This is a genomic window from Arthrobacter sp. LjRoot14, assembly GCF_964253905.1.
Lineage (GTDB): Bacteria > Actinomycetota > Actinomycetes > Actinomycetales > Micrococcaceae > Arthrobacter.
Genome location: NZ_CAXURL020000001.1, coordinates 3669001 through 3691826, shown reverse-complemented (window position 1 = coordinate 3691826; position 22826 = coordinate 3669001). Strand labels below are relative to the sequence as shown.

The 22826-nt window shown below is 58.7% G+C and carries 20 protein-coding genes; 12 read left to right on the top strand and 8 right to left on the bottom strand.

Translation table 11 applies throughout. From position 1 onward, the window contains the following. From paaD to ACSQ12_RS16660, 3 genes are read left to right on the top strand one after another with little or no spacing between them, the layout of a single operon-like run. Nucleotides 1–564 (top strand): 1,2-phenylacetyl-CoA epoxidase subunit PaaD, encoded by a 564-nt coding sequence (gene paaD / locus ACSQ12_RS16670; RefSeq protein ID WP_436066139.1) that lies wholly within the window; start codon nt 1–3, stop codon nt 562–564. Between the two features lie 15 nt (nt 565–579). Then, entirely contained in the window at nt 580–1806 is a 1227-nt protein-coding gene (gene paaE, locus ACSQ12_RS16665) for a 1,2-phenylacetyl-CoA epoxidase subunit PaaE (RefSeq protein ID WP_436066138.1), read from the top strand. A 41-nt stretch (nt 1807–1847) separates the two neighbouring features. Next, the gene (locus tag ACSQ12_RS16660; RefSeq protein ID WP_436066137.1) at nt 1848–2630 is read left to right on the top strand and encodes an enoyl-CoA hydratase/isomerase family protein; all 783 of its coding nucleotides are present in this window, start codon (nt 1848–1850) and stop codon (nt 2628–2630) included. 14 nt (nt 2631–2644) lie between these two features. On the opposite strand, the gene ACSQ12_RS16655 is transcribed toward ACSQ12_RS16660, so the two are convergent. Further along, entirely contained in the window at nt 2645–3643 is a 999-nt protein-coding gene (locus tag ACSQ12_RS16655; RefSeq protein ID WP_436066136.1) for a hypothetical protein, read from the bottom strand. Nucleotides 3644–3784: 141 nt separating this feature from the next. On the opposite strand from ACSQ12_RS16655, the gene galU reads away from it, so the two are divergent. Next, nucleotides 3785–4678, top strand: a complete 894-nt coding sequence (galU, locus tag ACSQ12_RS16650) for a UTP--glucose-1-phosphate uridylyltransferase GalU (RefSeq protein ID WP_436066135.1) — start codon at nt 3785–3787, stop codon at nt 4676–4678. A 6-nt stretch (nt 4679–4684) separates the two neighbouring features. On the opposite strand, the gene ACSQ12_RS16645 is transcribed toward galU, so the two are convergent. From ACSQ12_RS16645 to gmd, 7 genes are all read right to left on the bottom strand, one after another. Continuing rightward, the gene (locus ACSQ12_RS16645) at nt 4685–5119 is read right to left on the bottom strand and encodes a VanZ family protein (protein WP_436066134.1); all 435 of its coding nucleotides are present in this window, start codon (nt 5117–5119) and stop codon (nt 4685–4687) included. A gap of 308 nt (nt 5120–5427) precedes the next feature. Then, nucleotides 5428–6024, bottom strand: coding sequence for an LPXTG cell wall anchor domain-containing protein (locus ACSQ12_RS16640; protein WP_436066133.1), 597 nt, complete (start codon nt 6022–6024; stop codon nt 5428–5430). Nucleotides 6025–6196: 172 nt separating this feature from the next. Further along, nucleotides 6197–7981, bottom strand: a complete 1785-nt coding sequence (locus ACSQ12_RS16635; protein ID WP_436066132.1) for a DUF4012 domain-containing protein — start codon at nt 7979–7981, stop codon at nt 6197–6199. Between the two features lie 113 nt (nt 7982–8094). Beyond that, nucleotides 8095–9408 (bottom strand): UDP-glucose dehydrogenase family protein, encoded by a 1314-nt coding sequence (locus ACSQ12_RS16630; RefSeq protein ID WP_436066131.1) that lies wholly within the window; start codon nt 9406–9408, stop codon nt 8095–8097. 46 nt (nt 9409–9454) lie between these two features. Continuing rightward, nucleotides 9455–10867, bottom strand: coding sequence for a sugar transferase (locus tag ACSQ12_RS16625; protein WP_436066130.1), 1413 nt, complete (start codon nt 10865–10867; stop codon nt 9455–9457). 68 nt (nt 10868–10935) lie between these two features. Next, a complete protein-coding gene (locus ACSQ12_RS16620; protein ID WP_436066129.1) occupies nt 10936–11910 on the bottom strand; it encodes a GDP-L-fucose synthase family protein in 975 nt (324 codons plus the stop codon). Further along, complete coding sequence (gmd, locus tag ACSQ12_RS16615; protein WP_436066128.1) at nt 11910–12938, bottom strand: GDP-mannose 4,6-dehydratase; 1029 nt, start codon at nt 12936–12938, stop codon at nt 11910–11912. The genes ACSQ12_RS16620 and gmd overlap by 1 nt, the downstream gene beginning before the upstream one ends. A gap of 299 nt (nt 12939–13237) precedes the next feature. Between gmd and ACSQ12_RS16610 the strand changes: the two genes are divergently transcribed. The 8 genes from ACSQ12_RS16610 (at nt 13238) to istB (ending at nt 22817) form a co-directional block, all read left to right on the top strand. After that, nucleotides 13238–14050 carry a WecB/TagA/CpsF family glycosyltransferase gene (locus tag ACSQ12_RS16610; protein ID WP_436066127.1) on the top strand — a complete coding sequence of 271 codons (813 nt, stop codon included), beginning with the start codon at nt 13238–13240 and terminating at the stop codon, nt 14048–14050. Nucleotides 14051–14311: 261 nt separating this feature from the next. After that, nucleotides 14312–15526 (top strand): O-antigen ligase family protein, encoded by a 1215-nt coding sequence (locus ACSQ12_RS16605; RefSeq protein ID WP_436066126.1) that lies wholly within the window; start codon nt 14312–14314, stop codon nt 15524–15526. Continuing rightward, the gene (locus ACSQ12_RS16600; protein ID WP_436066125.1) at nt 15523–17229 is read left to right on the top strand and encodes an ATP-binding cassette domain-containing protein; all 1707 of its coding nucleotides are present in this window, start codon (nt 15523–15525) and stop codon (nt 17227–17229) included. The genes ACSQ12_RS16605 and ACSQ12_RS16600 overlap by 4 nt, the downstream gene beginning before the upstream one ends. After that, a complete protein-coding gene (locus tag ACSQ12_RS16595) occupies nt 17226–18128 on the top strand; it encodes a glycosyltransferase family 2 protein (RefSeq protein ID WP_436066124.1) in 903 nt (300 codons plus the stop codon). The genes ACSQ12_RS16600 and ACSQ12_RS16595 overlap by 4 nt, the downstream gene beginning before the upstream one ends. A gap of 6 nt (nt 18129–18134) precedes the next feature. Then, entirely contained in the window at nt 18135–19010 is an 876-nt protein-coding gene (locus ACSQ12_RS16590; protein ID WP_436067017.1) for an alpha-1,2-fucosyltransferase, read from the top strand. Between the two features lies 1 nt (nt 19011). Next, nucleotides 19012–19974, top strand: coding sequence for a glycosyltransferase (locus ACSQ12_RS16585; protein ID WP_436066123.1), 963 nt, complete (start codon nt 19012–19014; stop codon nt 19972–19974). Between the two features lie 846 nt (nt 19975–20820). Further along, nucleotides 20821–22062: an IS21 family transposase gene (istA, locus tag ACSQ12_RS16580; RefSeq protein WP_436066122.1), complete on the top strand. Its 1242-nt coding sequence runs from the start codon at nt 20821–20823 to the stop codon at nt 22060–22062. Continuing rightward, nucleotides 22059–22817: an IS21-like element helper ATPase IstB gene (istB, locus tag ACSQ12_RS16575; protein WP_436066121.1), complete on the top strand. Its 759-nt coding sequence runs from the start codon at nt 22059–22061 to the stop codon at nt 22815–22817. Before istA ends, istB begins: the two co-directional genes overlap by 4 nt. Nucleotides 22818–22826: the final 9 nt, after the last annotated feature.

Sequence of the window (22826 nt, the reverse complement as noted above, 5' to 3'; positions counted from 1 at the left end):
ATGCCGGACATGTACGTCAGCCACCCCACCGCGGACAGCGACACCGCGCGCACCGTGAAAACTCCGGAGCAGAAGGCCTGGGACCTCGCCGCCACGGTGTGCGATCCCGAGATTCCGGTGCTCACCATCGCGGATCTGGGCATCCTGCGGGATGTGAAGCTGTTCGACGACGGCGGCATGGTGCCCGCTGTGCAGGTCACCATCACGCCCACGTACTCGGGCTGCCCGGCCATGGACGCCATCCGCGATGACCTCAGCGCGGCGTTCGCCAAAGCGGGCTACCCCAACGTGCACGTGGAGCTGGTGCTCTCGCCGGCGTGGACCACGGACTGGATGACCGAGTCCGGCAAGGCCAAGCTCAAGGAGTACGGCATTGCGCCGCCCACCGGCCGCTCTGATGCGGCCCGCCACGCAGGCCCGATCCGCCTGCAAATGGCTGTGAAGTGCCCCCAATGCTCCAGCCTGAACACCAAGGAACTCACCCGCTTCGGTTCCACCTCCTGCAAGGCGCTGTACGTCTGCCAGGACTGCAAGGAACCGTTCGACTACTTCAAAGTTTTGTAAGGAACAGGTGCTCCCATGACTGTTGTCCGCCAGACTGCCGCCGAACAGGCCACGGCCACCGGCCGCCGTCGTGCGTCCTTCCACACGCTGACGGTGGCGGAAGTCCGCCGGCTCACGGATGATGCCATCGAGGTGACGTTCGGGGTCCCGGCGGAGCTTGCCGGCCAGTACGATTACCTGCCCGGGCAGTACGTGGCCCTGCGCACCACCATGCCGGACGAGAACGGCCAGCCGCACGAGGTGCGCCGCAGCTACTCCATCTGCGCCGAGCCGCGCAGTTTCGCGGACGGCAGCAGCGAGATCCGCGTGGCCATCAAGAAGGACCTGGGCGGGCTGTTCTCCACATGGGCCAATGCCGAGCTGAAGCCCGGCGACCAGCTGGACGTGATGAGCCCCATGGGTGCGTTCGTCTCCAAGCACGGCCGCGACGGCAAGGCTGTGGAGCAGAACGTCATGAACTCCATGAACCATCCGGAGGATCTGGTGGGGGAGCCCGGTTCCTTCGTGGCCATCGCCGCCGGATCCGGCATCACCCCGGTGATCGCGATTGCCCGCACGCTGCTGGCGGCGAACCCGGAGACCCGCTTCGACCTGATCTACGCCAACAAGGCCGCCATGGACGTGATGTTCCTGGAGGAGCTGGCGGACCTGAAGGACAAGTACCCGTCCCGCCTGGCCCTGCACCATGTGCTCTCCCGCGAGCAGCGCATCGCGCCGCTGCTGAGTGGAAGGATCGACGCCGAGAAGCTCCAGGCGCTGCTGGGCACCGCCATCCACGCGGACGATGTGGACGAGTGGTTCCTGTGCGGGCCGTTCGAGCTGGTGCAGCTGTGCCGGGACACCCTGGCAGCCCGCGGCGTGCGGCCCGAGCATGTGCGCTTTGAGCTGTTCACCTCCGGCAAGCCGGACCGCCCCGAGGGCAACATCGGCCGGCCGGTGATCGCGGACGAGTCCAAGGACACCTACAAGATCACGTTCAAGCTGGACGGCCTCGAGGGCAAGGTGGAGAGCCCCACCCATGCCCGCGAATCCCTCCTCAACGCCGCCCTGCGCGTGCGCCCGGATGTGCCGTTCGCGTGCGCCGGGGGAGTGTGCGGCACCTGCCGTGCCAAGGTGGTCACGGGTGCCGTCACCATGGACGAGAACTACGCGCTGGAGCAGGATGAGCTGGACAAGGGCTACGTGCTCACCTGCCAGTCGCACCCCACCACCCCGGAAGTCAGCGTCGACTTCGACGTCTAAGCCTTTTCAACCCGGCTGTCACGGCCACGAACAGGAGCCCCATGATCTCCCTCTCCATCGCCGACGGCATCGCCGAGGTTGTGCTGAACGCGCCGCACAAGCTGAACTCACTGGACGAGCAGGCGCTGAAGGATTTAACACAGGCGTACGACGACGCCGCTGACGCCGCCTCGCGCGGTGAGGTGCGGGCGCTGCTTCTCAGGGGAGAGGGACGCGCCTTCTGCGCGGGCCGGGACATTGCCGGCGTGACACCGGAAACCGACGACGTGCAGGGGTACCTGGGCGGCCTGCTGCAGCCGTTGCTGAAGAAGATGACCGCGTTCCCGGCTCCCACGTTCGCGGCGGCGCAGGGCGCCTGCCTGGGCGTGGGGCTGGGCCTGCTGCTGGCCACGGACGTGGTGTACGTGGCGGAGGACGCCAAGTTCGGCTCGCCGTTCGCCAAGCTGGGCGCCACACTGGATTCCGGCGGCCACTGGTACTTCACCGAGAGGCTGGGCATGCACCGGACGCTGGACCTGATCTACACGGCCGAGCTGATGTCCGGCGCCGAGGCCGTGGCGCAGGGGATGTTCAGCCGCGCCATGCCCAAGGGCGAGCTGCTGGAAAACACCCGCGGCATCGTGGCGAAGGTTGCCACGGGTGCCACGGGTGCTTTCAACGCGAGCAAGGACCTGGTGGCCCACATCCGCGACCAGCGCCTTGGCCTCTGGGAGGCCATGGAAGAGGAAAACGCGGAGCAGGCCCGGCTGTGCAAGTCCGAGGACTACGCAGAGGGCTTCAAGGCGTTCCAGGAGAAGCGGACACCGGAGTTCAAGGGCCGCTGAAATATGACCGCGGATCAGGCCGCGGGATCGTCAACCATGGTGACGCTGTCCGTTAGTTCGGTCCAGAGCTCTGATTCCGTGGGCAGGTTGGCCGGGCAGGCCAGGATGAGTTCCATCAGGCCGTCGCCGGCCGGCATGGACCGCAAGGCGATGCGGTACACCACGTCCACGTCGCTCTTGTTCTTGAACCGAAGCTCCGCTTCCTGCAGTTCGATGACGCGGCCATCGGCATTCCGCAGCTTGGTGTAGAGCGAGTCACCGTCGGTCACTACGGTGACCGGCTTTCCCACCGTGGATTTGATGCCGTCGATTTCGAGCTGCATCGAGGTTTTGGTGGCTTCTTCGTCGGTGGTTTCATCGCGCGGCGGCAGGATGGCCTGGTGCGTGGTGAAGTTGCAGGGGCTCTCTTTGCTGCGGTACTGGATGGTCCCGCCTTTCACCTCTGACATGGTCCAGCCTTCCGGCATCTTGGTGGACCAGACGGGCGCCGAGGTGAAGTCGGCATCCTGGAAGATGTAGAGGTCTTCTTCGCCGGAAGCTGCGGCCGAGGATTCGCCAGTTGCGCCGTCGGTGGCCCCGGCCGACTCCGAACTGCCCGCGGTCTCTGTGGGACCAGGAGCCGCTTCCTGTTGTTTGTTTGAACCGAGCCCGCCGAGCACCATCACGCCGGCCACCGCCAGGACTGCCACTGCACCCACGCCGCTTGCAACCCAGCCCCAGACGGGAAAGCCGCCCTTGGGTGGGGCCTGGCCGAACTGTCCCGGTCCCGGCTGGCCGTACGGAGGCTGGTTGTACTGGCCTTGCCCGGGCTCGCCGTAAGGCGGCTGGTTAAAGTTGTACTGGTCCGCGCGCGGGGGATGGGGCGGCTGGCCGAATTGCGGCTGCTCGGGCTGGCCTTGGTAGCCGGGCTGACCCTCATATCCTGGCTGACCTTGCTGGTTTTGCTGGCCGTGCTGCTGCCACCCGTTGTGTTCCGGCTGGTGCGGGTCGCCGGGCTGCTGGTCGTTATTCAAGATGTCCCCCAATATTTGTGAAAGCTGCAACCAGAAGTATGTCCCAAAAAGGAAACCGCTGCGATGGGCAGGGGTGCCCATCAGCCGCGTAATCTTGGTCGTGAATTGCCAGTTTCCGCAAACGATTTGTATGGTTCAGCTATGACTTTGGGGAAATCAGTAAGAAAAGCCGTCATTCCTGCTGCCGGTTTGGGAACCCGCTTCCTGCCCGCCACCAAGGCAATGCCGAAGGAAATGTTGCCGGTTGTTGACCAGCCCGCAATCCAGTACGTGGTGGAGGAAGCCGTCAAAGCAGGGCTGACGGACCTTCTCATGATCACCGGGCGCCAGAAGCGGGCCCTGGAGGACCACTTTGACCGCGCACCGGCTCTGGAGCGCACCTTGGAGCTCAAGGGCGACCTGGACCGACTGGAGGCCGTCCAGCATGCCTCCAGCCTCGCTCCGCTGCACTACCTGCGCCAGGGTGACCCCAAGGGTCTGGGACATGCCGTGTTGTGCGCCCGCCAGCACGTTGGGGACGAGCCGTTTGCCGTCCTGTTGGGTGATGACCTCATCGACGAACGTGATGAGCTGCTCAGCACCATGATCGAGGTGCAGGCCAAGACCGGCGGCTCTGTTATCGCACTGATCGAAGTGGACCCGTCGCAGATCAGCGCCTACGGCTGCGCGGACATCACGTCCGTAGACGGCGAGAGCTACTTTCAGGTGAACCGCTTGGTGGAGAAGCCGTCCGTGGACGAAGCTCCCTCCAACCTCGCCGTGATCGGCCGGTACGTGCTGCACCCGGCTGTGTTTGATGTCCTCGAAGAAACCGAGCCGGGCCGCGGCGGCGAGATCCAACTGACGGATGCTCTGCAGACCCTGGCAACGTCTGACGGCGAAGGTGGGGGTGTATATGGCGTGGTGTTCCGTGGACGCCGCTACGACACGGGGGACAAGCTCAGCTACATCAAGGCCGTTATATCAATTGCCTCGGAGCGCGTTGACTTTGGCGAAGACCTGAAGGCCTGGATGAAGGAATTCGTGAACGACTAAGTCGGTTCACAGAGTTTTCTTCGGTAGGCTCATCGTCACTTGGCGGTGAGCCTGCCGGCGTTTAAGCTCCCGAACACCAACCCGGGCTGCCAGGGCGCCAATGACACAGCCGGCGGTGTTTGTGACAAGGTCCAGCGGGCTCGCGAACCTGTCGTGAAGAAAAAGCTGTTGCCCCAGTTCCATGCAGCCGGAGACCATCAGTCCAAAGGCGCCAAGCTGCCATATGCCTCTGTTTGGAAAGGCTTGGGAAGCGACGAGGCCAACAGGCACGAAGAGCACGACGTTTGCCGTGGCGTCTATAAGGGAGTAATTGACCCAGCGAGGAATTCCCAGGACATGGATAAGAAAGACGAAGCCGGCGAGTTCGCCCTGCACGGGTTTGTCTACGGGGCTGGGCCAGAAGGCCACCAGCGCCAGCGGGACCAGCATGGCTGCGAGCACTGCCCGCCAAAGCCGCGGGTGCTCCGGGCACTTCAAGAGTGCCTCAGGCTGTCCCAAGGAGTGCCAGGGCTGCCACTCCCAGCGCAGCGGTGGCTAGGAGCCCCAGGAGGATGTAGGGGAGTGCCTTTGGTGGGGGAAGCGGCACGGCGAAGTCGAACTGCCAGCGTGGTCTGCGCCAATGTCTCCCCATAAGTCTTATGAATACCACACTGCGGTCGGTGCGGTTGTCGAAACCTTGAAAGCAGAGGGTGGGTGGTTCTCCGGTTTCCCGGAGAACCACCCACCCTCTTTGGTGCTTGTTGGCTACCTTACGCTGCGGCCTCAGCCTTGGCGCGGCGGCGAACCACAACTACCGAGGTTGCGCCGGCGGCCAGTGCGCCTGCGCCTACCAGGGACCAGAGGACCAGGCTTGCGTCGGCACCAGTGTTGGCCAGGCCGGCGCCGGTGTTGGCCAGCGGGGCACCGCCGGTGTTTGCCAGGCCGGCGCCTTCAACGGTGACAACTGAAGTCGCGGTCTTGCCGGAGGTGAGGCCGGTTGCCGTGAGGGTGTAAGTGCCCGTTTCGCTGATGGTCAGCGGGAAGGCGAAAGTGCCGTTGGCGTCAGCCGTGGTGGAGAAGGTCTGCGGTGCCAACGGCAGGGTGATCTTGGTGGGAACCGTGCGGCTACCGTTGGAGACGCTGGAGCCGTTTGCTGCCGGCGGATTGCCCGGAGTCACGGTGATGGACAGGCCTTCGCCGGCAAGGAAGCCGTTGCCGCGGAAGACGAACTGCTCGCCCGGTCCAACGGTGCCGTCGGAAACTGCAGCGTTGGCCGGCGGAGCCGGGTAGGTTGCAGCCATGGAAGGAGCTGCGCCGATAAGTGCGATGGAACCTGCAAGTGCGATTGCTGCAAGTGTTTTCTTCATGAGTCCCCCTGAGACCGTAAAAACGATGTGTCACGTGATGTGGTGGAGATTTCCGATCCCCCGAGTGACCGTAGGTTGAAATCTCATTTGCTGTGCCCAAGTAGACGTTAGCATCCCGTGACGTGTGTTACCAAAGTGAATCAAGTCGCTTTACATATTGTTAACGCGATGTCTACTTCCCGGGAATGCACTCGGCCGGCTTTGTTCCAACGATCACGTCTTTGACTGGCTGGACAGTTGGTGTGACTACCAAGTTAGGTTCTGCGTGCTGAACGATTTTTCCAAATGTGAGCTCTACCGTGCTGCTTTGGCCGGGCGCCAAGGTGACAGTTACGGACCCGACGGGCCGGTTGCTGTGTCTGTGCGCAGCGAAATCTGTCTTCTTGCCGTCTACCATCGCAGTTTCAACATTTGCTTGGACAGGACCATATGCAATGACGTTTGTCTGGATTGTTCCTGGCGGGATGCCGAACGCGCCGTCTCCGGTCACATAGGCCGGCAGTGAATTTGCCGCATCTGTGGGGGCTGTGTTCGTACTAGTGACCCGCACTTTGATCTGGCCATACTCGTCACCCGTGCATTCTTTAACGAGCTGGACAGTCCGCTGAACGTAGTAGTCCATCTTCGCGCCAGTGCCATCATTGAAGTACACGCCGAACTGGGCAGGATGGACGCTGGAACCAGCGATTGAGCCGCTCAAGGGATATTTCACGATCACTGACTGTTCGCTGTCCGCGCCGGACCAAATCAGCACTCGTCCCTCAGCCGTGCCGCGGGTGATGCCGTCGATGAGACCTTTTGCGTCCCCCTTGCCACTGGACAGGACCGCGAAAATTTCCTGTGCCACGCCAGCAAAGTAGGCGTCCTGAAGCTGGGGTTTTTCGATCTTGGCATAGACGTCAGAGAGCAGAGTCGGTACAACATTCTTGCCCGTCAACTCAGTCGGCATTCCGGCAGCCAGGGAGAGTAGTTCCGGGTTGCTGACCTTGACGGGGCCCGTGGCATCCAGGATGTAGCCCAACGCCACAGGGTCCATCGAAATCACACCATCGACTCTTTGCCCTGTTTTTCTCTCCCACATTGCCTGCGCAGTTCTGCCGGTGGTGGGGAAGTCGGGGGTCAGGTTGACGTCTTGCATGAATTTACCGAGGCGCCCGGAGTAGATCTGCTGTTGTTCCGCATCAACTGGCAGGGGCGGAGACATAACCCCTACATCGCCCGCTGTACTTTGGCTTCCTAGCGTCAGCTTTCCGTTGTCGAAGCTGAGTATCGCCAAGGCCCCTGGGATGCCTCCGGACGCCCGGGCTTCGGCATTGTTTTGGATCATTAATAGGTAACTGCGCGGACCTTCCGCGCCCAACAGGCCGGGGACGATTGCGGAGGCATCGGCCGACGCATTCAGGGCACCCGTCACTGCCTGCAGTTGTTCCTTGGCACTTGTCAGTGGTGCGGCAACCTGCGGCAATAAGGTGCTGGCATCTATCCTGTCCAGCCTTTCCGCTGAGACGCGCACAGCATGTGCCGCGGACGAGACACTCGGCGAGGCATTCTGAATCGGCTTTAAGTCGGTCCCGCTGCTGCTAGGAAGAAGGTTGTCCCAATTGAGAGAGCCAAAGACCTTGACGAGGGGAGAAACGCCAAGTGTCGCCACATCGTCGGCGGAGCGCGCTACCTCTGCGACCGCACTAAAATTTGCCCCTAGCCCCGGAATCGCTGACGCTATAGTCCAAAGTGGGTCTCCGGCTGCATCGCGCGCCGCTGCGGTGTGTGAGCGCAACTGATTGACTGTGTGGCTAGCCGCTTCTGGCTGATCTTCAGCGATGTTCTCTTTGAGTACCGGTATCAATTGCGACGCAGCATCAAGCTCGTTCTTGACGACGTTTGCCTTTGCGCCTAACCAAATTGCGGAGGCAACAATCAAGATGGCAAAGGCCGACAGCAATGCTGCCACGGTCACCAGACGACGACGATTCTTTCGTCGGCCAATCCGGGTACCGGAGGACCGCGGGCCGCCTGTCAAGTTGCGGTTCTGGGGTTCCGTGTCTGACGCAGCGTCAGTGCGCGCCATATTTAGGGCCGTCCCATACCGCGGTAGGTCCAGCCAGCGGCGCGCCATTTGGCGGCGTCGAGCACATTACGGCCATCAAGAATACGCAGCGACGAAACTCGGGAGCAGATTTCGTAGGGGTCGAGGCTCCGATACTCCTGCCATTCCGTCAGGAGAAGCAATATGTCGGCCTGGCCGATTGCTTTGTCGAGATCGGCTTCATAGTGAAGTTCCGGGAATCGCTTAGAAGCATTGGCAAGGGCCTTGGGGTCCGTCACGGTGACAACGGCACCCTGAAGCTGAAGCTGGGCAGCAATGCTTAGAGCAGGGGAGTCGCGGACGTCGTCACTCTCCGGCTTAAATGCTGCACCCAAAACGGTAATGCGTGTGCCGAGCAGAGTTCCACCACAGATTTCCCGTGTCAGTTCCACTACCCGGGAGCGGCGTCGCATATTGATGGCGTCGACTTCCCGTAGGAAAGTGAGGGCTTGATCTGCGCCGAGTTCACCGGCTCGTGCCATGAACGCACGTATGTCTTTGGGGAGGCAACCGCCGCCGAAGCCTATGCCTGCATGGAGGAATTGGCGTCCGATTCGGTCGTCCATACCAATGGCGTCAGCGAGCCTAGTCACATCGGCGCCGGTGGCCTCGCATACTTCTGCCATGGCATTGATGAAGGAAATTTTTGTGGCCAGGAACGAATTCGCAGCAGCTTTCACTAGCTCGGCCGTAGGGTGGTCCGTGACCAGTCGAGGCGTCCCGCCAGCCAGCGAGCCGGCGTAAACTTCGTCCAACACAGCAACTGCCGGGTGGTCCTCCGATCCGTCAGCAACTCCGTAGACCAACCGGTCCGGACTTAGCGTGTCAGACACGGCGTGACCCTCGCGCAAGAACTCTGGATTCCACACTAAGTGGGCCGTGGCTTCCTGTGCTTGGACCAGGCCCGCCAAGCGTGATGCCGATCCGACGGGGACTGTGGATTTGCCGACAACTATGTTTCCCGGTGCAATATGCGGTAACAGGGCAAGAGTTGCGGCGTCGACGTACGTCATATCCGCGCCGTTTTCACCCTTCTTCTGCGGTGTGCCAACGCAGATGAAATGTACGTCGCTGCCAGCCGCTGCGGACATATCTGTGGTGAAGGACAGCCGGCCTGTGTCTTGGACGTCTCGCAGGAGTTGTTCGAGACCAGGTTCGTAAAACGGTGCCGTGGAGTTGGCGAGTCCGTTAATTTTGTGCTCGTCCACGTCGATGCCCACTACTTCGTGCCCGAGCTTTGCCATACAGGCAGCGTGGACGGCACCAAGGTATCCGCAACCAATGACAGATATGCGCATGCTTCTTTGTTCCTTCCCCTGAGGGGGTAATAAGTGGCGGTGCTGACTAGTAAGCGCCCGTGCCGCGAAAGACAGCGCGAACGGTTCGCAAAAGAATTATCAGGTCGCCAGCGAGGGACCAATTCTCTACGTAGTACAGGTCAAGACGGACTGAGTCCTGCCAAGACAAGTTTGACCTTCCGCTGACCTGCCATAATCCCGTGAGTCCTGGCTTCACCAAGAGGCGGCGGCGTACATCGTGTTCGTAGGCCTCGACTTCCGTCGGAAGGGGTGGTCGAGGACCCACGAGACTCATAGAGCCCGCGAAAATGTTGAATAGCTGGGGAAGCTCGTCCAAGCTAAACTTCCTCAGCACTCTGCCGACGCGCGTCACCCTCGGATCATTTCTAATTTTGAAGAGGACCCCATTGCCTTCGTTGTGGTTGGAGAGCGCTTCAAGATTTTGTTCGGCATCTAGCACCATTGAGCGGAATTTCAGCATGCCGAAATGAGCCCCTTCTATTCCTACCCGCTCTTGTTTGAAGAAAACTGGACCTCGGCTATCCAACTTGACCAAGATGGCCACGAGTGCCATGAGAGGGGAAGCGGCAACGATCATGATTCCGGACACAAAAACGTCGAATAGTCGCTTTGCCACTCCCTGGCCGCCCTCCAATGTGGGCGTCGTCACATGAATTAGTGGAAGGCCGGCAACCTGCTGTGTGTGGATACGTGGACCCGCTATATCAGTTAGCGCCGGGGCCATGATGAGGCCAATGCTTCGGGACGCCAGTTGCCAACCCAAGTGCCTTAATATCTGGGGGTGCAGTTGAACCCCTGCCGACACAGCGACAGCGTCGGCATTGCAGGCCTCGATCGCCGCCAAAATCGACGCCGTATCTGGTCTGAATCCAAGTATAGGAAGACCCGATTCAGGCTCTACAGTCGGACCGTCATGAGCGCCTGGCGTATACGCGGCGACTGGCAGATATCCCGCATGTTTGGCGCGTTCCAAGGATGATGCCAGATGGGCCACGGCACTCGTCCCCCCCACAAGCAATAGGCGTGACATGCTCCCGCCCTTCTGGCGATCGACATTCAGGTGCTGTCGAATCAGCCAGCGCGCCAGGAGAAGCCCGGCGAGTCCAACCGGAAGTGCGATTCCGACATAGCCGCGAGCAGTATCCACGCGGACGACGTATGAAAATATTGCAACAAGCCCGAAGAGCCAGAGGGAAGCAGCTGCAACCCGCTTATATTCGTCGGGACCAGCGCCCAGAATCCGGCTTTGTCTGCTGTTCCACGCGCCAAGCATTATCCACCACGCGATGGCCAGGACCACGGACAGCCAGGCATAAGCAAATTCCTGGCCGGAACCAAGTGAGTTTGGTTCTACCCCAAACCGCACGATGAAAGCGCCTGTAACAGCCCAAATTACGACAAATGCATCCGCAACACCTAGAAGACGAGAAGACCGCATGCGCCAATTCGCGTCCCGATTCAACTCAGCCCCATTTCATGCTATTCCGGTGATTATCGACGATTACGCTAGGACCGAAGCGATGCGATGTTGTCCCGGTACCATCGGACAGTTTCTTGGATGCCGACCTCGAGATCGATGGACGCGTTCCAGCCGGACTCCGAGAGTGCGGAAACGTCTAGAAGTTTACGCGGGGTCCCGTCTGGCTTGGAGGAATCCCACTCGATGGCGCCTTGATAGTTGACGGCCGCGGCCACAATGGAAGCCAACTCTTTGATCGTGACGTCTTGTCCCGTGCCGACGTTTACCTGCGACGGTCCATCGTAGTGTTCCAGCAAGTGGAGGCACGCAGCCGCCATATCATCGACGTGGAGAAACTCTCGGCGTGGAGAGCCAGTTCCCCAGTTAGTGACACTTGTGGCACCAGATTTTGCTGCTTCGTCGTAACGGCGAATGAGGGCTGGTAATACATGCGAACCCTCGGCAGAGAAATTGTCACCCGGCCCGTAGAGATTTGTCGGCATTGCAGAAATCCACGGAAGACCATATTGACGGCGCACGGCTTGCACGTGCATGATTCCAGCGATCTTTGCCACCGCGTAGGCGTCGTTTGTCGGCTCCAGGTGCCCCGTGAGTAGCGAGTCTTCGCGAATGGGTTGCGCGGCAAACTTGGGATAAATACAAGACGAGCCTAGGAAGAGTAGGCGTTCGACCTGAAATTCGCGGGCTGCGTCGAGGACATTTACCTGAATCCTGAGATTGTCACTCAGAAAGTCCACAGGGTACGAGTTGTTGGCAAGAATGCCACCCACTTTCGCAGCCGCAAGAACGACATAGCGCGGCTTCGTCTCGGCGAAAAACGCAAACACGGCTTCGCGACTCTTGAGATCAAGCTCCATCGAGGAGCGTCCCACGAGGTTCTTAAAGCCCGCTTCCTCCAGATTTCGCCAGATTGCCGATCCCACAAGTCCCCGATGGCCCGCGACATAGAAAGCTGACGAACGATCCAGCTTCGTTGGTACAAAGTCGACGATGTCACCCACTAATTTTTCCAGCTTTCGAGGTTCACGGAGTCGATCCAGTGGTTGCCTGCATGCTTCAGAGCTTCAATGTCGGCGTCAACCATGATTCGGGCAAGTTCCGGTGTGTGAACCGATGCCTTCCAGCCCAGTTTCTCCTGCGCTTTGGAAGCATCTCCCACTAGCGCATCAACTTCGGTCGGACGAAGGTACCGTTCATCGAACCGCACATGATCCTCCCAGTTCAGACCCGCATGCTCGAATGAAATCTGAAGGAAGTCACGAACGGTATAATTGCCGCCCGTTGCTAGCACAAAGTCTTCGGGTTCGTCGGCCTGAAGCATGCGCCACATTCCTTCTACGTACTCGGCCGCGTACCCCCAGTCGCGGACGGCGTCGAGGTTGCCCATGTACAGCAGATCCTGCTTTCCGGCTTTGATCGCGGCAACTGCTCGAGTGATCTTGCGTGTGACGAACGTTTCGCCCCGGCGAGGTGATTCATGGTTGAAGAGGATGCCATTCACGGCAAACATTCCATATGCCTCGCGGTAGTTCTTCGTAATCCAATAGCTGTAAACTTTCGCCGCACCATAAGGCGATCGAGGGTAGAACGGCGTGTCTTCGTTTTGCGGGGGCGGCGTAGCGCCGAACATTTCTGAGGATGAGGCTTGATAGAACTTTGTTTCGATTCCGGACATGCGGACTGCCTCGAGGAGCCGGATGGTACCGACGCCAGTTGTGTCAGCCGTGTGTTCGGGTTCGTCGAAAGACACGCGTACATGTGACTGGGCTGCTAGGTTGTAGACCTCATCAGGCTTAATTTCGGCCAGAAGAGTTACGAGCCTCGCTCCATCGCTCAAATCACCGTAGTGGAGGAATAATTTGGCCTTCGAATCGTGGGGATCAACGTAGAGATGATCAACACGCGCAGTGTTGAACGTCGACGCCCGGCGGATGAGACCGTGGACTTCATAGCCCTTTTTCAGCAGAAGTTCGGCGAGATAAGAGCCGTCCTGCCCTGTGATGCCAGTGATGAGTGCGCGCTTAGTCATTGTTACCCCCATGGATATGTCGAGTTAGTAAAGAGATACCTGTGCCGGCGGTTAGTCGGCGAAACGGCTGACCCAGCAGACATCCTAGCCAAAGGACTTTAGGTTCACTCAATGGACCGGTGCATGACGGCACGATTCGTTTGCATCCGGGCCTGGCGGGTATCCTTGGCATACAACTGGCCGACAGTCCAGTCAACGTAGTCTACACATTGGGGATGCGGCAACGTTGTTCGCGATTGCGCCGGTCCTGGTACGCGCGCAGACGTTGCTGGCTAAAATCGAAGAAGGATCTTGGGGAAATGACGCCAGTCTCAACTGTTGGGTCTTCAATTTGGCCAATCGACTTTCAGCAATTTGGCCCGGTGTCTCTTGTGTCTGCGACAGCGGCAGAGGCGGCTCAAGGCATCTGTGCTCTCGCCCAGCAGCGGACTGGTCCGTCAGCGATCCATGTGCATCTTGTTAATGCTTACACGATTTCACTTGCCGCAGAAGACAGCCGATATGCAGATTTGCTGTCAACGGGGAGTATGAACTTACCGGATGGCAAGCCCATCGCTGCCCTCTCCGGGCTAAGAAAAAAGACACCACGACTTCACCACGTGAGGGGTCCACAACTTTTCCTCGACGTCTTCGATGTTGGCCGGCAACACGGAATTCGGCATTTTCTCCTTGGGTCGTCACCTGAAGTTTTGGACCGACTCCAAGACAATCTTTTGAAGAAATATCCAGGCTGCGACATAGTCGGCATTGAGAGTCCGCCGTTTCGGCCTCTGAGCGAGTCCGAATTGGAATTGCAGGATCGCCGGATCGCTGCAACGGGGCCGGATATTGTTTGGGTCGGTCTCGGAACACCGAAACAGGACTGGGAAGCCCAAAGACTGGCATCCTCCATCGGCGCGACAACGATTGCCGTAGGAGCAGCCTTTGACTTTGCTGCGGGAACCGTTAGGGAAGCACCAAAATGGATCCGAACTATAGGCTTTGAGTGGTTTTTTCGGTTGTGCAGCCAACCGAGACGGCTCTGGCGGCGATATCTTGTCGGGAACTCCAAGTTCCTGATGATTGCGATGAAGGACATCCAGAAAAACGGATGGAGCCAGACTAATGTATAGTCCGTCGTCCATGCTGGCGCTGCCACGGCTTGTTTCTCAGAGAAGCTGAGTATGAACTTTCGGTCAACGACCAAGACGTGCGACGGAACCCTTGTAATTGGACATGAGGCGAACTCTCGGAGGCTGATTCGGTCTAAATCCCTACTGGCGTGGGCCGGTGCGGGCGTCAGCGGCGTCGTGCTGACTTTTCTAATTGTCTGGGGGCGCATCCCGCTGACCTTAGCGGCCGGTACCTCGTTGGGAGTAGCAGGATTTCTCATCTTGGCCAGCGTCAGTGTCAAATACAAGTTAGTGCTCATCTTTGTTCTAAACGCTTGTTTACTTGTGGTGGCCAACCGTCAGATTGCGGGCATAGATATCGCGGCATTGTTGTCAATGCTTACGGCGGGACTTGCGGCATTCGGTGTCACATCAAATAGACGTCCCGCTGACACGACGATTACTTCAAGTTCCGGTAATAGGTACTTTGATATAGTGACATATCTTCTCGTCGGTTTTGTTGTATTTGCAACCATTTCCACAATGGCTAATTCTCAAAGACTAACGACCTTAGTGCCATGGGTTAACGGCGCAGCCGTCGCCCTGCTAGTAGCCCGCCTTCCGTCTTCGTACTTGCCATCGTTTGCCAATGCCCGTCGCGCAGTCATCGTGGCTGGAGGCCTCACGGTCATCTACGATCTGTACCTCCTGGCGGCAGGAAAGGCCCTGAATACCGGGCCATTTAATGCCGGCAGGTTTGTGGGCTCTTTGGGGGATTATGAGCTCCTCGCTGAATTCTATGGCGCGATAATTTTGCTCGGCCTTACTGCAATCTTCTTTGATCGCAGCCGAATATGGCGTGCGACGTCCGGAATTGTCATTGTACCGAGTTTCCTTATACTCTTAGCTACTCAATCCCGGGGTCCAATTCTCCTTTTGTGTGTCGTGGCGCCTGTTCTAATTTTGATATCGGCGTTTCAGTTTCGTGAAGCTGCGGGTAAGATATTTGCCGTAGTTGCGGGTCTGGCCTTGGCGTTCGGAGTCTTCATGGGAACGCTCTCGGCAACGCCGCTTTTTGAGCGACTCTCCTCCATCCAGCTGGGTGGCAGCATAGAGTCAACTCTAAACAGGGCCAGTGTTTGGGATTATTTCACTCAGTTACCGCAATTCGTCAACACTGGCATCCTGGGTAATGGATTTGAATTTCCCTATGACGCAATAGGAACATTTCCGCACAGTCTCTATTTATGGCTGCTTTGGTCTGGGGGGTTAATCTCCCTCACTTCTTTCGGTTTGTTGGTTTCAATACTGTTGTGCAAGCTTATGCGAGGAATTTTCCTTCGGCATTCGGCCTCACTGAGCGCGGCTGCCATATTTGTCTTCATGCTCCTGGACGAAGTAAAAATCGAAGCGGCTCGCACCTCTCCCACAGTCGGTTTCCTGTGGGTTGTCCTATCACTAGCGATACTAGCTAGTCGAGAACAGAGAGAATCGTGAACAAACTCAAGAAGAAGCGTGTCAGCGCCCTACGACACTACTCGTCGCTGCTTAAGCCTTTTAAGTTCGCCGCTATGGGTTCCATTCTGATCTTGGCCCTGAGCGGTGTGGCCGAGGCGTTGGGCTTGGCCAGTATTCTCCCTCTACTCAGCCAAGGTAGTCCGACCATCGGTTCCATCCTTCCCGTTCTGGGAATGCTGACGTTGTTTCTTGTTCTCTCGACAATGCTGAAGTTCTACGGCGACGCGCTTATAAGTAGGGTCACGACTTCGGTAGAGGCCGAGGCCAGACGTCATCTGATGGAAAGGCTGGTCTCGGGACCTTGGTTGCAGGTCGGAAAGCTCGGCCAGGGTGAAATAACGGCAGCAGTGATGTCAGAAGCAACACAGCTTTCGAACGGTGTCTACGCCTTGCTGTCGGGAATCGGAACCTGCGTTGTTGTAGTCATCCTCATCGCGGCCTCTGCCGTCTTGACCCCCAGCCTGTTGGGCCTCGCATTGCTGTTCATACTTGCGTCGGCTCTCATTTTTCGCCAGCGGTTGAAACATGTCCGACAAAACGAGCGGAAATTGTCAGGCACAACGACAGAGATCGCGGAGGACGTTTCTTCGTCTCTGTCGGACATCAAATTCCTGAGGGAATCGGGTAGCGACCGTCAATGGCTGATTCGCTCCCAGGAGAGCGCCAACCTCCTGGGCAGGCTCCGACGCAGACAAATAATGTTGCCCTCAGCGACGCGAACCATGGTCGACTGCGTAGCGGCGGTATTCTTGGCCGTTGTTGTCGGGCTGTCGCTCCTAATTCAAGGGGATATAACCTTAGGTTTGGTTTTCGTAGCTCTTTTCTACCGAATTATCCCGCGAGTTCAGGCTGTCCAAAATCAGTTGAATACGGCCCTTGGTCAGGTCACTTGGATAGAAAAGTGGAATTCTAGGATTGCAAGCCTCGCCAGTACGGATAAGAAGTCCTCGACAGTCAGGTCTCCGAGTGAAGCATCCTCTGTCCTATTGGTGGAAGGCCCGCCGGGATTCTTACTTCGTGGGGTATCGCATTTTTTCTCAGGCCGACATGTTGCTGCCCTCGAGGGAATTGATCTTGAAATCCAGGCCGGCGAGAGAGTCGCCATTCTCGGACCCAGTGGATCCGGTAAGACGACGTTACTCGATATCCTCTTGGGGTTGTTTCCACCGACTGCGGGATCCATTCAGGTCAATGGTACGGAGCTGGACCCTGACGAATGGGGTGATTTCAGACGGTCCATTGGTATTGTTCCTCAGGATGTGCCGATTCGTCGCGGGACGCTTGCTGAGAACATTTGCTGGGATCGTCCGGCTGATTCGGACCTTATAGCGCAGGTGCTTCGTATGTCGCAGCTTGAAGAGCTCGTGGGTCAGCTTCCGTCCGGAACTGCTTCGTTCATAGACTCGAAATCGGTTGGATTATCGGGAGGTCAGCGACAACGGGTGGGGCTGGCACGGGCCTTATACAGACAGCCGTCGCTTCTTGTCTTGGACGAGGCCACTAGCGCCCTAGACTTGGACACCGAAAAGGCAATTTTGGATGCGGTAAACCGGATCCCCTGGCGGATGACAGTGATTGTCGTCACACACCGCCACGCGGCTCTCGATTTTGTTGATCGAAGGATTGACCTGGTCAACGGCAAAATTCGACACTCTCACCAGAATATGGAGTTGGGCTCATGAAGGACGTTCTAGTTATTTGTACTCGGAACAGAAGCGCAGACATGGTGCGTTGTCTTGAGTCGCTGCTCCAACAGCGGAGGATGCCGCTGAAGGTTCTCGTCGTGGACAGCAGCGACACTAATGAAACAGCCGATCTCAGCGAAGAGTTTAGGAGCCAAAAGGGACTGCCGTTTCTCGAGTATGTCCACACCGCCCCTGGTCTTACGTTGCAGCGGAACGTCGCACTAAGGATGGTACGCGGAGAATTCGATGTAGTGCATTTTGTCGATGATGACGTAGAGCTTGAACCTGGCTACATAGACGAGCTGCTAAATGCGTTTGAAAAAGACGCGTCTTTGGTTGGCGCAGGAGGCCTGATCAAGGGGGGCAATCGTACGAAAGCATCGCTTGTCGCTCGGCTTGGAGGGCGCGATAGTGTACACCCAGGCAAGGTTCTACCCACTGGCTTCAATATTGGGGCACACGAAACACCTTTCGATGTGGACGTGGACTGGCTCCCGGGTTGTTCCATGTCGTTCAGGCTTGAGATGATAGACGGCCTCTCCTTCGACGAACGCCGAGTCGGATATGCCATCGGAGAGGACGCTGATTTCGGGTTGCATGCGCGGACTCGGGGGACTCTCAGGCATGTTCATTCAGCCAGGCTCCACCACCATCAGTCCCCGGTCAATCGCCATAAGCGACCGCTAATCGTACGCATGGCCGTTGCTCATCGCTGGAGCCTCGCCGCGGACCACCCGGTAAGGGTCCGAAGGGCCATGGTCGTATATGGCACGCTCACAGAATCGGCAAACTATCTTCTTCGATTTGTTGTGTCGCGATCGCATGACAGGCTTTGGTGGGAGTGCTGCGTCTCGGGAGTGGCCGGATTGTTGGATATCGCCAGGAGGCGAGCCTAATTGAACATGGATGATGGTGTTTGTGCATACCTGACGGGTGGTTTGGGAAATCAGCTGTTTGTTCTTGCAGCAGCTTGGGAGCAGGCCGAACGCTTAGATTGCCCGCTCTACATAGATGCTTCCAAGTACCTCAAAGGGGACTTGAGATCCTTTGAACTAGGGTCATTGAGGCTGCCGGGTGAAGTTGTTTCACACGAGTCACCGTGGTTGCATCTGGGACGCCGCTCACGCAGATTTGGTCTTTCCAGGCGCACAAAGAGCCTTCGAGTATATCGGGAAGAGTCCTTTGCATACTCAGCGGAAATCAACAAGATCGTCCCAGGAACGACGATTTTTGGGTACTTTCAATCGCCACGGTACTTTGAGTCGATAGCCGATCGCATTGCTGAGTTGATATCGAATTGTCCTGTGACTTCTGAGGAACAACAAGTATTTGAAGGCCTGAGAAACAGCGGACGCGCAACAGTTCATGTTCGCCGTGGCGACTACATGACCACCCATACGCAGGCCGTTCACGGTGTCACTTCGAGTAACTATTTCGAACGCGGGCTGGGGCTGATCAGTAGAATTTCGTCGGTTGACCAAGCTACAGCATTCTCAGATGAGCCGGATGTTGCCCAAGACGAGCTGGGGCATCTTCCAAATCTCGACTTTTTTACGGAAAATTCCGCACTTTCTGGCATAAATACGATAAAGGCTATGTCGTTGGGTAGCGGCATGGTCATGAGTAATTCGTCCTTTAGCTGGTGGGCAGCTTGGCTCATGGCAAGACGTGGATCACACACTATAATCGCGCCGCGACCGTGGATGTCTAGTGGCGAGAGTGCTGCTGACCTTCTAGGGTCTGACTGGTTGACCCTGGATGCCAGGGGAGCATCCTAGCATGGGCGAATTCGAAGAGTCGGTGGAAACCGAGGGTCCAATTTGCGTCATTGCTGTATGCACATATAAACGACCCTTATTGTTGCGTTCACTTATGAATCAGTTGAACTCGCAGGACTTCACCACTTGCGAGGAAGTTCGTGTTTTGATAGTCGATAATGATATCGATCAATCCGCGAAAGCCGTTTTCAACGACTGCAGCCCAGACTTCGCAAATGTGGCCATAGACTACCTGCCTGCCCAGCCGCAGGGTTTGGTTATCGCGCGGAATGCCGCTCTGGACTATGCCAGTGCATTGAACGCCTCCATAGTCTTTATCGACGACGATGAGAGCCCAACGCAAGACTGGTTTGCAGGGCTCTGGGATATGCACCTAGGGTATCCCGAGGATGTCATTGCCGGCCCGGTAGTTCCACAATTCGAAGCCCAACTGCCTTCCTGGTGTACGGATGGGTCTTATTGGGAGCGACCGACCTTTGAAGATGCCAGCCTTTTGTCAAAGCCCACAGGAGACGGAAATATCCTCTATCCTCGGGCTCTTGTTCACGATTGGCGCTATTCGCCGAAGTACAATACTTCTGGAGCGCAGGACACTCATTTATTGCGAAGATGGATGGCAACTGGGCGAGGTCTGCGCTGGAGTTCCCGGGCCGTTGTGACAGAAGTGGTGCCAGCTGGCCGACTCACATTCCGATATGCACAAGAGAGGGCGTATTTCAGTTCCCTCGCTTACGTGTGGGTAGACCGTGAACTTGGGTCAACGGCAGCTTGGACGCTGCTGCGGGCAGCGCGGCGATTTACTTTGGGACTAGTCGGCTACCCCATCTCACTCTTGCGACGCGATACATCGGGTTACCATCGGGCTCTTCTGCAATTTTCGTCTGCTCGAGGAACCTTTGACGGGCTAAAATTAACCTCCTTTGATAGATACACGAACTACCAGATAGATGCTTCAGCGTCCTAAGCAGCTTGAGTTCCCGTCGCAACGGGCTATTGGCCTGCCCGCCGCTCACTTAGGCTGGGCCGATTCCGTGTCGTTTCCGTGGGAAGGTGGGGCCGGCGAGAGATCGACGAGGACTACGAATACTACTCTGTGGCAGTCCGTTCGAGGTTGTCGTCCATGGTGATCAGTAGCTGGCTGGCTACCTCGGCCCCGAAGATCACGGACGATGCGTGCGTGGAAAGTGATGATCGCGGACATGGGGCCAGCTCCGGATGTAGATGCCGGTAGTGAGCCGCGGGGCATTGACCACCAGCGATGCCATGACCAGGATGCTCTTGACTGGGGCATCATGCCGTGCCGTCCGCGGGAACCGCAGCGATTCGGAGGCCCGGGGCTCCCCGGGACTTTCTCGGTCTTTTCATCTCTGCCAATTGCAACTCCTAATCGCTCAGGTGTTGCCACCACCGCTGGACGCCAAGCCCACGAAACGGCTCACTGTTCGACCATCACTGACAAAGACCAAGGAGGGGCCGAGGTTCCACTCCGGAGAACGCTGCCCGTGCTTATTATGATCAGCTGATGAAACAGGGATTGGGCAAACAGTTCATGGGTGTTGCCCCGGATCTAACTGCTCACTATCGACAGACTCTGCCCAAGCTCCATGGCGATGGCTTCCAAGGTGCGGCGGGCACGCAACACGTCCGCAATCATGATCCGTTCCGACTCGGGGCGGAGATCACTGCTGGCCGCTGCCGCGAAATCGCTGGGTACTTCTTGATGTCCCCAGCCCTCAAGACGACCGCGTGGCCGTGCTGCCAGCCTGTTGTTAACGCCAGCCGAAAATAGGGCCACCGACCATTATGGAAGGTGATCAATTTGGATGATTGGGCGGAGATACGCCACCTGTTTTCGACGGGCAAGCACTCGAAGCGGGAGATCGGCAGGATCGTGGGTGTTTCCCGTGGAACGGTGGATCGGGCGCTGGAGTCGGATCGGGCGCCGAAGTATCAGCGGGCGGCCGGTGGGTCGAGTTTTGATGCGTTTGCTCCAAGGGTGCGGGAGTTGTTGGTGAAGACGCCGACAATGCCGGCCGCGACGCTGGCGGAGCGGGTGGGCTGGTCTGGTTCCGCGTCGTTGTTCCGGGCGAAGGTCGCTGTGATCCGGCCTGAATACGCAGCGCCTGACCCGGCCGACCGTTTGGTGCACGAGCCGGGGTTCCAGGTCCAGTGCGATCTTTGGTTCCCGCACGAGCCACTGCCTGTCGGTGCGGGCCAGTCCGATACGCCCCCGGTGCTGGTGATGACCTCTGCGTTCTCGGGCTTCATCCAGGCCCGGAGGTTGCCGTCGCGGACGACGCCGGATCTTCTGGGTGGAATGTGGACTCTGCTGCAGGACGCGCAGGCGGTTCCGTCCAGGCAGTTGTGGGACAACGAGTCCGGCATCGGCAGGCGCCGGCCCACGGAGCCGATGGCCGCGTGCGCAGAGTTCCTGGGGCTGGAGATCAAGCTGCTTCCGCCGCGGGATCCGGAGTCCAAGGGCATGGTCGAGCGGATGAACAGGTTCTTCCGGCAGCGCTTTATGCCGGGCCGGGACTTCCGCTCACCAGCGGACTTCAACGGTCAGTTGGAGGACTGGCTGCCCAAAGCGAATCACCGGTATTCGCGGTCCCGCCACGGACGCCCGGACGAGCTGATCGTCCTGGACCGGGAAAGGATGCGGGAGCTGCCGCCGGTGAGCCCGGACGCGGTGTTCCGCAACGCGGTGCGCCTCCCGCGGGATTACTACGTGCGGGTGTTCTCCAACGACTATTCCGTGGACCCTTCATTCATCGGGCGGATCGTGGATCTCGTCGCTGATCTGGACACCGTCTGGGTCACCCACGACGGGGTCATCATCGCCACCCACGTCCGGGCATGGGCCCGGCACCTGGTCCTGACCGACCCCGCCCACGTGGCCCGCGCCGCGATGATGCGCCGGGACTTCCGCGCCCAACGCGTCCACCGCCCCGAACCAGTGGAAGCCGTGGAGGTGCGGGATCTGGCCGCCTACGACGAGGTCTTCGGCATTGACCTCGGCCAGCAGAGCCTGGTCCTGGAGACGGCATCATGACCGGGACACCGTCACAGATCGAGTACTACGCCCGGGCCCTGCGCGCACCGCGGATCAGCGATGGGTTCCGCCGGCTCGGGGACCAGGCCCGGGACACCGGCTGGTCCCACGAGGACTACCTGGCCGCGGTCCTCTCCCGCGAAGTCTCCGAACGCGAAGCCTCCGGGGCTGCCACCAGGATCAAGGCCGCGAGGTTCCCGGCCCACAAGGACCTCGAGGAGTTCAACTTCGACCACCAGCCCTCCGCGGACCGGAACCTCATCGCGCGCCTGGGCACCTTGGTGTTCCTCTCCGAAGCCAAAAACGTGGTCCTCCTCGGGCCGCCTGGCACCGCCAAAACCCATCTTGCGGTCGGCATTGGCATCAAGGCAGCCAAGGCCGGGCACCGGGTAGTCTTCGACTCCGCCACCGGCTGGGTCGCCCGCCTCCAGGAAGTCCACTCCCGCGGGAAACTCGCCCAGGAACTTGTCAAACTCCGCCGATACAGCCTCCTGGTGGTCGACGAAGTAGGCTACATCCCGTTCGATCAAGACACCGCGAACCTGTTCTTCCAGCTCGTCTCCAGCCGCTACGAACACGCCTCCATGATCCTGACGTCGAACCTCCCGTTCGCCCGCTGGGGCGACGTCTTCGGAGACCTGACCATCGCCTCGGCCATGATCGACCGGATCGTCCACCACGCCGAGGTCATCAGCCTCAAAGGCAACAGCTACCGACTCAAGAAACACCAGCCCGCCTCCAGTACGGCACAATAGAAACACAAC